Annotated in this window: 7 protein-coding genes and 1 other annotated feature; of the genes, 6 read left to right on the top strand and 1 reads right to left on the bottom strand. The window is 28.7% G+C overall.

The annotated features are described in order from the left end of the window. Positions 1-37: 37 nt before the first annotated feature. The 6 genes from cspBA to IC174_RS09095 all read left to right on the top strand — a co-directional run bounded on the left by cspBA (position 38) and on the right by IC174_RS09095 (position 10,174). The gene (cspBA, locus tag IC174_RS09120; protein WP_227482751.1) at positions 38-3,436 is read left to right on the top strand and encodes a bifunctional germination protease/germinant receptor pseudoprotease CspBA; all 3,399 of its coding nucleotides are present in this window, start codon (positions 38-40) and stop codon (positions 3,434-3,436) included. Between the two features lie 9 nt (positions 3,437-3,445). Further along, positions 3,446-5,119 carry a bile acid germinant receptor pseudoprotease CspC gene (gene cspC / locus IC174_RS09115; protein WP_227437268.1) on the top strand — a complete coding sequence of 558 codons (1,674 nt, stop codon included), beginning with the start codon at positions 3,446-3,448 and terminating at the stop codon, positions 5,117-5,119. 110 nt (positions 5,120-5,229) lie between these two features. After that, a complete protein-coding gene (locus IC174_RS09110) occupies positions 5,230-5,424 on the top strand; it encodes a CDIF630_02480 family spore surface protein (RefSeq protein WP_227437266.1) in 195 nt (64 codons plus the stop codon). 289 nt (positions 5,425-5,713) lie between these two features. Then, positions 5,714-5,948 (top strand) — a binding site (T-box leader). A gap of 75 nt (positions 5,949-6,023) precedes the next feature. Beyond that, positions 6,024-7,421: an asparagine--tRNA ligase gene (asnS, locus tag IC174_RS09105; protein ID WP_227482750.1), complete on the top strand. Its 1,398-nt coding sequence runs from the start codon at positions 6,024-6,026 to the stop codon at positions 7,419-7,421. Positions 7,422-7,597: 176 nt separating this feature from the next. Then, positions 7,598-8,056: a hypothetical protein gene (locus tag IC174_RS09100; RefSeq protein ID WP_227482749.1), complete on the top strand. Its 459-nt coding sequence runs from the start codon at positions 7,598-7,600 to the stop codon at positions 8,054-8,056. 183 nt (positions 8,057-8,239) lie between these two features. After that, positions 8,240-10,174: a YARHG domain-containing protein gene (locus IC174_RS09095; RefSeq protein WP_227482748.1), complete on the top strand. Its 1,935-nt coding sequence runs from the start codon at positions 8,240-8,242 to the stop codon at positions 10,172-10,174. 272 nt (positions 10,175-10,446) lie between these two features. Here IC174_RS09095 and IC174_RS09090 read toward each other — a convergent pair whose 3' ends face one another. Next, positions 10,447-11,622, bottom strand: coding sequence for a GGDEF domain-containing protein (locus IC174_RS09090; RefSeq protein ID WP_227482747.1), 1,176 nt, complete (start codon positions 11,620-11,622; stop codon positions 10,447-10,449). Positions 11,623-11,993 lie beyond the last annotated feature (371 nt).

Genomic DNA, 11,993 nt, shown 5'->3' with positions numbered 1-11,993 from the left:
AAAAACATATACATTAATAATAATTTTAGAAATTGAGGTGATTATAATAAATTATGAATTAATCGTAAAATACAATGGAGATATATTAAGATTAGAGCAAGAATTAGGTGTTTCAGTAGAAATACTTAATGCTTCCTATGCGATAATAACATCAAGTGATGAAGAAGATATAAATAGATTACTGACTTATCCAGAAATAGAGTTTATAGAAAAACCTTTTATATTACAAACTCAAGACATACAAAGTTTTTCAAGCACAGGGATAACAGGTTTTAAAAATAGAACAGGATTAACTGGAAAAGGAACTATAATTGGTATAATTGATTCAGGTATAGATTATACTTTGCCTGTATTTAGAGATAGTGAAGGAAAGTCCAAAATATTATACTATTGGGACCAGTCTATACAAGGAAATCCTCCAGCAGGTTTTAAAGAAGGAACATTATATAATAATGAAGATATAAATAATGCAATAGCTGGTAATACATATATACCTATCTCAACGACTAGTCTACATGGTACACATGTTGCAGGTATTTGTTCAACCATTGCAAGCGATGCTAGGATAATCGTAGTAAGGGTTGGAAATATACAGACAGATGTTTTTTCAAGAAGTACAGAGTTTATGAGGGCGATTAAATTTATTTTAGATAGGGCATTAGAATTAAGAATGCCTGTTACATTAAATATAAGTTATGGAAGTAATGAAGGCTCACATAGAGGGACTTCTTTATTTGAGCAGTATATAGATGATATGTGTTTATTTTGGAAAAATAATATAGTGGTAGCAGCTGGTAATAATGCAGATAAGGGGGGACATAAAAGGATTAGGCTTCAAAATAATACTACAGAAGAAGTTGAGTTTGTAATTGGAGAAGGAGAGCGTATATTAAATATAAACATATGGCCAGATTTTATTGATGACTTTAGTGTACATTTAGTAAGTCCATCGAATAGTCAGACACAATCAATTTCTCTAACTTCAGGTGAAATAAGAAATACTCTAGGAGATACAAGAATTACTGGTTATTTTTATCCTATAGCACCATATTCTCTTACTAGAAGAGTTACATTGCAATTAAGTTCAAATACACAGATAAATCCTGGTCTATGGAGAATTGTATTTGAACCTATAGATATTGTAACTGGTAATGTAAACATATATCTACCAACTTCTGAGGGATTAAATAGAAACACGAGGTTTTTGATTCCTACTCAAGAACTTACTGTTACAGTTCCTGGAACAGCAAGTAGAGTTATAACTGTAGGAAGTTTCAATTCAAGAACAGATATAGTATCTATATTTTCTGGCGAGGGAGATACACAATTGGGTGTATTTAAACCAGATTTATTAGCTCCAGGCGAAGATATAATATCTTTTTTACCAGGAGGTACCAGTGGAGCATTAACTGGAACGAGCATGGCCACTCCTCATGTTACAGGAGTTTGTTCGTTGTTTATGGAATGGGGAATTGTAAATGGAAATGATTTGTTTTTATATTCGCAAAAGTTAAGAGCATTGCTTCTTAGGGGAGCAAGAAGAACAAGCAATCAGTCATATCCAAATAATTCATCGGGATTTGGTTTTTTAAGTTTATCAGACATAGATTTATATACTTTATCTAGTATAAATCAAGACTTAGAAACAGAAGACATTGGATATAGAAGCACTAATAAGTCGTTTAAAGATGAAGAAAATAATTATAGAGTTATAGAAAATTATAATTCTCAGAGAAACGATGATTTAAAGTTGGAGGATTTTATAAGTGAAAATATGGATAGACAATCAGGAACATTGGCAGGAATAAATGTAATTCATACTCCTGAATTTGAAGATGAGTTAGCTTCATTGGGTATGAGTCAAGAATTTCTTAAGCTAAGTGACTCATTTGGTGTATTATCTATAAACACTACAGACTATAATAGCATACAACGAGTTTTGGAACTTCCATCAGTTATAAGGACAGAATCAACTATAAAGATGACACTGCTTGGAGAGATTAATCAAGGTACTTTTGGTGGTGTAGTTGCAACCGAAGAAATAGGTGTAAATTTTTTTAAAAATAATCCCAATATAACAATAACAGGAAGAGGTACTCTTATAGCGATTGCTGACACAGGAATAGACTATTTACATAAAGACTTTATATATGCAGATGGAACCTCAAAAATAGCTTTTTTATGGGACCAAACAAAGAATGGAACTCCACCTGAAGGTTTTTATATTGGGACAGAATATACACGAGAAGATATTAATAGAGCAATTGCAGAAAATGATGCTAGTCTATCTCAAGATGAAGTTGGGCAAGGGACTATGATAAGTGGCATATGTGCAGGTCTTGGTAATGTAAATAAGGAATATGCAGGAATAGCTGAAGATGCTGAATTAATAATAATAAAAATTGCTAAGATAGAAGGATTTTATAATAGTGCAATGTTATTTGCTGCATCTCAGTATGCATATAAAAAATCTTTAGAACTTGGGAAACCATTAGTAATAAATATATCTTTGGGTAGCAATAGTTTAGTTGGATTGACCAATAGAAGTAATAGTGAAAAAGCATTTTTTACTAGAGGGCTGTGTATAACAGCAGGAGCTGGAAATGAGGGAAATACTCAGACACACACATCTGGAAGAATACCAAATGTAGGAAGTTCCGTTGAAGTCGAGTTGGAATTAAATGAAGAAGAAGAAGAATTATCAGTTGAACTTTGGCTGAATAAACCAGATAAGGCAGATGTAATAATAGTGTCTCCCACTGGGGAAGAAAGTAAAAGTGTTGGAATATCAAGTTATAATAGGATAACAGGTTTATTTGATTTAGAAGGAACGGAGTATTCTATAACATATGTATATCCAACTACTTTTTCAGGACAGCAGTTTACCAATGTTACTCTGAAAAATGCTAAAAGAGGAGTGTGGAAGATTAGATTAGTAGGAGTTTATATTGTAAATGGAATATATAACTTGTATCTTCCAAATAGGGCTCTTTTAAAAAGTGGAACTAGATTTAGAGAGGTTGACCCTTTTTATACAATAAATTATCCAGCTGTTCAAGATGATTTAATAACTGTAGGAGCTTATAATACTATTAATAATAGTTTGTGGCAAAGTTCATCAAGAGGGCCGACTATTGAGGATAGATTAAAGCCAGACTTAGTAGCACCAGGAGTTAATATAATAGCTGCATATCCTGGAAATACATATGCGACTATAACTGGGACAGCAGCAGCTAGTGCACATGCTGCAGGAGCCGCTGCGATGTATTTTCAATATACTTTTGTTGATAGAAGATATCCAAATCAAGCATATGTTCAAAAAATAAAAACTTTTATGCAGGCTGGAGCTAGAAAAAACCAAACTACAGAGTATCCAAATATGAGTACTGGATATGGAACTTTGGATGTTAGAGGTATGTTTGATGTGTTAAGATAGGAGGGATTTATGGAAAAATCTTATTGTATAATTTACCAAGGTGATATAGAAACTGCACTTCAAGAAAACGGAATAAATAAATATATGGTTTTAAATAGTCAGCTTGCAGTAATATATGTACCTATGGATTTTGATGAAACTATTTTAAACAATATATTACAGGTTGCTTGGTGGGAAGAATCTGCTCCAATGAGCAGTTTAATTGAAATAACTAATAATATGAATAATGGAGAAACTATTACAACAGCTACTGAAGCAGAGTATATTTATGAGAATCCATATAATGATATAACAGGAAGAGGGATTTTATTAGCAGTTATAGATTCTGGTATAGATTATTTACACCCTGACTTTATAAATGCGGATGGAACGAGTAAGGTTTTACGATTATGGGATCAGGAAGAAAATACAAATCCACCACCAGAAGGATTTATTTTTGGGAGTGAATTTACAAGAAGTGAATTAAGTCTAGCTATAAGTAGAAATGATGGAAGTTTAAGTCAAGATAATATAGGTACTGGAACTTTGGCTTCTGGTATATTAGTGGGAAATGGAAGAGTAAATTCACAATATAGAGGTATAACTACAGAGTCAGATTTGATAGTGGTTAAATTAAAATCATATACAGATACTTATTATGCTGGAAAGATAAATTATAGTGTTTCAGATTTTTTAGCAGCTATAACATATGTTACTAATATAGCAAAAACAGAAAATAAGCCTATAATAATAAATCTTACTATTGGAGTTAAGTCAGGTGCTGTAGCAACTACTTCCATATTAGATACATTTAATATATTAAGTAGTGCTGGTGTTGTAGTAGTAAGTGGTGCAGGTAATCAAGGTAATACAGATATTCATTATGCTGGAAGATTTAGTAGTTTAAATGAAGTCCAAGATGTAATAATACAAGATGGTGACGATTACGCACTTGATATAACACTCAATACAAATGGTCCAGATAAGATAGGGGCACAAATAATATCTCCTTCAGGTGAGGTTAGTCATGATATAAGATATTCTCCAGACTTTTATGTATATAGAGGAAAGTTTAATCTGGAAAATACTACTTATTCAATGAGATTCATCTATCCATATATTACTTCTGGGAATGAAAGCCTAGAGATAAGACTCAGAGATATAAAACCTGGTGTGTGGACTTTGAGGCTAACTCCAGAACTTATAATAGGGGGAGAGTATGATATATATTTACCAAATAAAAACTTGATAGCACCAGATACAAGATTTTTAGACCCAGACTCAGTGGCTACAATAACTATGTATGCTGCTGGTGATGATGTAATCACAGTTGGTACATTTAATAATAAGACTGATAGTATGTGGATTGGTTCATCAAAAGGGCCAATTAGAGGAAGGGGAATTAAGCCAGATATAGTAGCGCCAGGAGTAGATATAATATCTACATATAAAAATGGAACCTACAATACAGCAACAGGTACAGGAGTTAGTAGTTCAATAGTTTGTGGAGTCTTAGCCTTATTAATGGAATATTTGGAAAAACAAGATAATATCCCAAGGTTATCGTTGTTTACACAAGTTTTAAAAACATATTTAATATTGGGAGCTACGAAGCTCGATATATATACGTATCCAAATGTTTCACAGGGATATGGTATTTTAAATTTAAAAAATACAATTCAACAGATGGCAAATACTTTATAAATAAAAAAATATGTAAATAATGGTATTTTATCTGTTATAAATTTTACTCATGAATTTAATTTGAAAAATTGCTAAAACTATTACAAAATAAATATATAGAGGTGATAGTTTTGGAAAGTAAAAAAGCAAGAGCATTAAAAGGTAATGATAACAAAAGACTTAGAAGTCCGCTTCTAGTTGGAAATGAATCAACAGCAGCTTGGGCAGATGTTGAAAAATTAAAACCTCATAGTAAAGTTTCAATACCTTCACTTAATAGTGTTGAAGAAGCAAAAGATTGGGTTGACAATGGAAGTAAACTGTAAGACTTCTATACTTGATAACAAAAATAAATAATTTACTGTATTTAAGTAAAGTGGTATTAGTTTAAAAAGCTTAAAGTTAAACTTAAGCTAATAAACAGTATACTGCTTTACTTTTTTTATAGGTGTCAGAAGGGAAAATGTAATTTACAAATATTTGAAAGGAAAATATAAATTTTTGCATATAAATATTTATAGATTATATAAGACTAGTAAATATCAATTGTATAAATTTATTGACTAAAAATTTATAAATTGGTATAATTTTGTTAATTAGCGGAAATAATAGAAGATAAATACTGTGAAGAGAAGAGTAGATATAAAATGCAGTTTTAGCGAGTTGAGGATGGTGAAAGCTCAATACAAGTTTTATATTGAAGAACATCTTGGAGTTTCTAATCGAAAGCTTATTTAGTAAGTAGACTTAGACGGAAGGCACCGTTATAGGCTTTAAGCATTGCTTAACTAAGAGGTCATTTATGACAACTAGGGTGGTACCGCGAAAGTAATAGTCTTTCGTCCCTTTATACAGGGATGAAGGGCTTTTTTTATGGAATTATATTTAGAAAAAATTACTAAAAATTAAACTAGGAGGCTTTAAAATGCAAAAGGAATTTATAACAGTAAAAGAATTGTACAGAGATAAAGAACAGTACATAGGAAAAACTGTAAAAGTAGCTGGATGGATAAGAACATCTAGAGTATCTAAAAACTTTGGATTTATAGAATTAAATGATGGAAGTTTCTTTAAAAATATGCAAATAGTATTTGATGAAAAAGTTGAAAATTTTAAAGAGATAGGTAAATTGGCAATAAGTTCATCTATACTTGTAGAAGGTGAGTTGGTATCTACAGAAGGAGCTAAACAACCAGTAGAAATACATGCAAAAAATATAGTTGTAGAAGGTGAATCAGATAGTTCATACCCACTACAAAAGAAAAGACATACACTTGAGTATTTAAGAACAATCGCACATTTAAGACCAAGAAGTAATACTTTTTCAGCTGTGTTTAGAGTAAGATCAATAGCTGCATATGCAATACACAAATTCTTTCAAGAAAGAAACTTTGTATATGCACATTCTCCAATCATAACAGGTAGTGACTGTGAAGGTGCAGGAGAAATGTTTAGAATAACAACTATGGATTTAAATGATATTCCAAAAACAGAAGATGGTAAAATAGACTATACACAAGATTTCTTTGGGAAAGAAGCTAATTTGACAGTTAGTGGGCAATTAAATGCCGAAATAATGGCACTTTCTTTTAGAAATGTCTATACTTTTGGACCTACATTTAGAGCTGAAAACTCTTATACAGGAAGACATGCTTCAGAATTTTGGATGATAGAGCCAGAAATAGTTTTTGCAGACCTTGAAGATAATATGGAACTTGCAGAAGATATGATAAAATATGTTATAAACTATGTTTTAGAAAACGCTCCTGAAGAAATGGAATTCTTTAATAGTTTTATAGATAAAGGATTGCTAGAAAGACTAAATAAAATAGTAAACTCTGAATTTATTAGAATAACATATACTAAAGCAGTAGAGCTATTACTTGAATCAGGACATGAGTTTGAGTATCCAGTAGAATGGGGATGCGATCTTCAAACTGAACATGAAAGATATATAACAGAACAAATATACAATTCTCCAGTATTTGTTACAGATTATCCAAAAGATATAAAAGCTTTCTATATGAGAATGAATGAAGATGGGAAAACTGTTAGAGCAATGGATTTATTAGTTCCTGGTGTTGGAGAGATAGTTGGAGGTTCTCAAAGAGAAGAAAGAGAAGACGTACTATTAGATAGAATTCATGAAATGGGATTAAATGAAGAAGATTACTGGTGGTATTTAGAACTTAGAAAATTTGGTACTGCTACTCACTCTGGATTTGGTCTTGGATTTGAAAGAATAATTATGTATATGACAGGTATGTCTAACATAAGAGACGTTATACCTTTCCCAAGAACTCCTAAAAATGCTGAATTCTAATAATTATAACCTATAATATGATTATATAATTTTTCGATATAATAAAATAGCTTGTGTGCTATCTGATTTAGATACATACAAGTTATTTTTATTGTGTTTACAAATATATGTAGTTTGTTTGTTCATATTTTATTATACAATGTAATTATAAGTTACTTATACTAGGAGGATAAATAATGTGTAGTTTTTGTTTTATTAAATTTAATGTGAATGATGTAAAAATATTTAATCGAATAAAAAATTTATTTTCATATATAGCAGATATAAAAAATGATTGTATACAAATTGAGGATTTAGAATATTATATTTTAGAAAAAGTAGATGAATTTTATAATAAAGAAGAATTGGATTATTTTTGGTGGCCAACAGAAGCAGAAAATAAAATGTTTTGGGAGAACTATAAACTACTGGATGAAGAGAATCGACAGGAATACATAAAGTCTGTTTCATGGGATTTTGAGACTGCGTTTTCTGAAATTGGACTTGGCGATTATACAATAGAAGGTTGCGAAATGATTGGTGAACAAACTGCTAAACTTTATTTTAACCCTATTGGATATCCTTATGGTGGAAATGAAGTGCTTCAAGAGGCACTAAAAGCTTTTGGAGTGACGATAGTGGGTGTGCTTGGATAACGTTTATTGTGCTATACTATAACTAGTAGAGTAATTTTTTGGAAGTTTAAATATAAATTATATTTAAGCATTATCTTTATGTAAATAGTATAAAAATATGTAAGGTGATTTAAATCTAAAAAATTATTGAATAGTATATTTATTACACAAAAAGTTTTATCATTATCATGAGGGGGAGTAATAATGTTAAAGAAAGGGTTGTTTATAGTTTTAAGTTTGGCACTTATATGTACAGGTTGCAGTTCACAAAATGATTCTAAAGGTAAGCAAGCAAACAAAGATAATTCTCTTATACTATTAAAAAATGATGAGAATAACTCAGGTGATATGACAGATGTATACATAAAGACAGAAGGTAAGGATGAAGAAAAAATAGCATCAGATGTACCTACATATACTAAAAAAGATTATATAAATGGAGAACAATCAATATTAATCCAAGATAAAGAAAATAATTTATATAAGTATAATCTAAAAAAAGAAAAGGAAAAAATAGTATCAGATTTATCTTCTGACGAAATTAATTCATATGAATTTATGCCTTCTTCAAATACTATAGCATATATATCATCAGAAAAATCCTTGTATGTAAAATACGATGGAAAAGATAAAGAAAAAATAGCCAATGATGTTGTATTGTATAGGATGTCTACAGATGGAAAATTCATATATTATATGAATACAGATGAAGAGTTATATCTATATAAAGAAGATGGAAATAAAGAAAAAATATCTACTGATATACAGAGTTTTGATATTGTAAATAATAAAGGTGATGTAATATTTATAAATAATGATGATAATCTATATTTAAAAAGTACAGATAAAAATGATAAGGTCAAAATTAGTTCAGATGTATCAAATTTATGGGGGGTAAAATCTAATGATGAAGAAATTATGTATATAAGTGAGTATAATTATAAGGATTTGAAAGGTGAATTATATTTGTACAAAACTAATGCTAGTGAAAAAATAGCATCGGATGTTAGGTCTTATAAATATAGAGATAGTAAATTTTATTTTATAAATAGTGATGATGAATTATATGAGAAAGAAATAGGTAAAGAGGTGTCTAATAAAATAAAATCAGACATTAATTATGTAAGTTTTATTAAAGATGGAATTGTATTTACAAATTCTGATGGAGATGTATATATTAAGAAAAATAATAAAGAAGAAGAAAAAATAGGCAATGATATGAAAGAAAATTCTAATGTATCTATTATTAATGATGAGAAATTACTTTATATTAAATCAAGTGGTGAGTTATTTTTAGATAAAGACAGGATAGCAAGTGATGTTGTTGGCTATTCATTTAATTCAGAGAATATAGCATATTCCACTAAAAATAAGGAAATACATTTTTATAATTTAAAAACTAAGAAAGACAATATAGAAATAAACAATGTAGGAAAATATTTAGAGATTTATCTTGGAAATAAATTGATTTACTCTAAAAATTTAGAACCAAAAGACTTAAATGGTTTTTGGAAAGCTGATGAATATAATATATTTGAATTTGAAGAGCCAAATAAGATAAAACTTTATAGTAAAAGTGAAGAAGAAAGCAATTATACAGTTAAATATGAAGTAGAAAGTTCAGATAGTAATAGCATAGTATTAAAAGGAAAAGATACTTTATCAAAGGAAAAATTTACTATAACTAAGTTTAATAGTAATGAAATTTCATTACAAGCTAATAATGTAAGTGGTACACTTAATAAAATTTCCAAAGAAGAAGCGGAGAAATTTGTCAAGAGTATAAATAACAAGGAAAATAGTGAAAATACTGATAAAAAGAGTACTAAAAGTGATTCAGGTTCAAGTTCTAATTTGAAAAATAAAGAAGTAAGTTATGATGATGATTATATTATATATGATAGTGATTCTAGAGTATTAACTAAAGATGAACTTGAACTTTATAGTAAAGAGGAGTTAGCATATATAAGAAATGAAATATTTGCAAGATATGGATATGTATTTAAAGAAGAACCTTATAAAAGCTATTTTAGCAATAAGTCATGGTATCAGCCAGATTATAGTATAGGAGCGGATACAGATGTTTTAAATTCTGTAGAGAAACAAAATGTATCATTGATTAAGGAAATGGAAAACTAAGTTATAAGAAATTTTAAAATACATGTCTAAATGTAGTATAAGATAGTCTATAAACATTAAAATTGAAATGTGAATTAATTTTAAACATGAATTAATTATATATAAAATTATTAAATCTATAAGTTAGACTTAAGTATAATTTATAGATTTAATAATTATGAATCTAAAAGCTAATTTATAGGTTTACATAATATTATACAAATATTTTGAACAAAATAAATTTATTATTAAGAAAATATAAATATAAGGATTAATACTTTGTTTCTATACTACTAATAAAACTCAACACGATTACGACCTTGTTCTTTTGCAATATATAAAGCTTTATCACAATAACTTATAAATTCATTTAAAGTTATTAATTCTTCAACTTTCTTTGTATGAACTCCGATGCTAACAGTCACACATTTTGAAGGAACGTCATCACGTTCAAAATTACAATACTCTATAATCTTACGTAAACATTCGGATTTAAGTTTAGCATTCGCCTCATCACAATTGAAAAGACATATAAAAAATTCTTCACCACCATAACGGATAGCATGTGAATTTTCAGAATTTGTAAAATCTAAAATTACTTTAGCAATATTCTGTAAACAGTAGTCACCCTTTTGATGTCCGTAAGTGTCATTAAACTGTTTAAAATAATCTATATCTATCATCATTCCTGTTATAGGTTCTTGCTTTGTATGGGTCTTTAATTTTTTTTGAAGAACATCTTCTAAATACCTACGATTATTCATTTTAGTTAGGTCATCAGTCATAACCTTAAGATTTAATAAATTGTTCATATAGGAGATTTCTTCATATTGTTGATGGATTAGCATTTTATCATAATAAGTAAATACACGACTTCTATATAACATTGTAGAAATAAAAATAGCAAGTGATGTTATAAAAAATGTGTTTACAATATTACTGAACTCATTACCTGATACAGTTTGAATTCCTGGTAAGAGTAGATTAAGAAATAAAAAACATCCTCCAAAAACTATTATTGATTGACCTAGTTTTAATACTGAAAAAGCAGCAGCTGTTAACATTATATAACTGAATACACTCAAATCATTTCCGCCTAACTGGTCAAGCAAAGTAATTACACAACCCCATAAGCAGAAAAATGTTACATAAATCACCCACAAGTTTATATAATAAGTACAATGTTCCTTTTTTTTATTCCAAAGATAAGAAAAAACAATCATAAAAATTAAAGAGATACAAAATAGTATTATATACATACAAAAATACCATTGACGTCTTGGGGTGGCAAAAGGACCACCATCTCTAGCTGATATTGATATCATCATAATTAGTTGAGATATTATTATTATGATACAAATAATTTTGCCTGTATGATAAAGATAATTGCAAAGTTCTCGTTCAACATTTTCTTTGTATTTTTTATCTAGAGGGAATCCAAAGAATTTTTTTAAATTTTCTAAGTTCATATAAGCCTCCATTAAAAATAAAACATAAAAATAAGTATTCCTCTTCTTTTCTTAGATACTCGGAATACTTTGTTTATAACTTAATTATAGCAAAATATGTTATATGTAACAATCTAAATTTACAATAGATAGTATTTATTAGTTAAGATTAAATAAAATTTTGTATTAGTATTTTATTATAATTAAGATTAGTAAGTTATTTATTTTAGAATATTAGACAATTATAATGAAATACTAATACAAGACAAATAAAATAGATAAATATATCCAATTAAGGTATAATTAAGTTGAATCAGTTAGATTTATAATTAATATATTATATGGATTAGAGTTGTTATAAAGCTAAAAGTATTGAAATCACAACGATATAA

It is taken from the genome of Clostridioides sp. ES-S-0001-03, from assembly GCF_020676075.1.
Taxonomy (GTDB): domain Bacteria; phylum Bacillota; class Clostridia; order Peptostreptococcales; family Peptostreptococcaceae; genus Clostridioides.
Note: the sequence above shows the minus strand (reverse complement) of the source record. Positions and strands in the feature narration are given on the sequence as shown.

Bases quoted from the DNA above. Each gene is read 5' to 3' on its own strand.
- IC174_RS09095 (WP_227482748.1), top strand. From the start codon at position 8,240: ATGTTAAAGAAAGGGTTGTTTATAGTTTTAAGTTTGGCACTTATATGT.
- cspC (WP_227437268.1), top strand. From the start codon at position 3,446: ATGGAAAAATCTTATTGTATAATTTACCAAGGTGATATAGAAACTGCA.
- IC174_RS09100 (WP_227482749.1), top strand. From the start codon at position 7,598: ATGTGTAGTTTTTGTTTTATTAAATTTAATGTGAATGATGTAAAAATA.
- asnS (WP_227482750.1), top strand. From the start codon at position 6,024: ATGCAAAAGGAATTTATAACAGTAAAAGAATTGTACAGAGATAAAGAA.
- IC174_RS09090 (WP_227482747.1), bottom strand. From the start codon at position 11,622: ATGAACTTAGAAAATTTAAAAAAATTCTTTGGATTCCCTCTAGATAAA.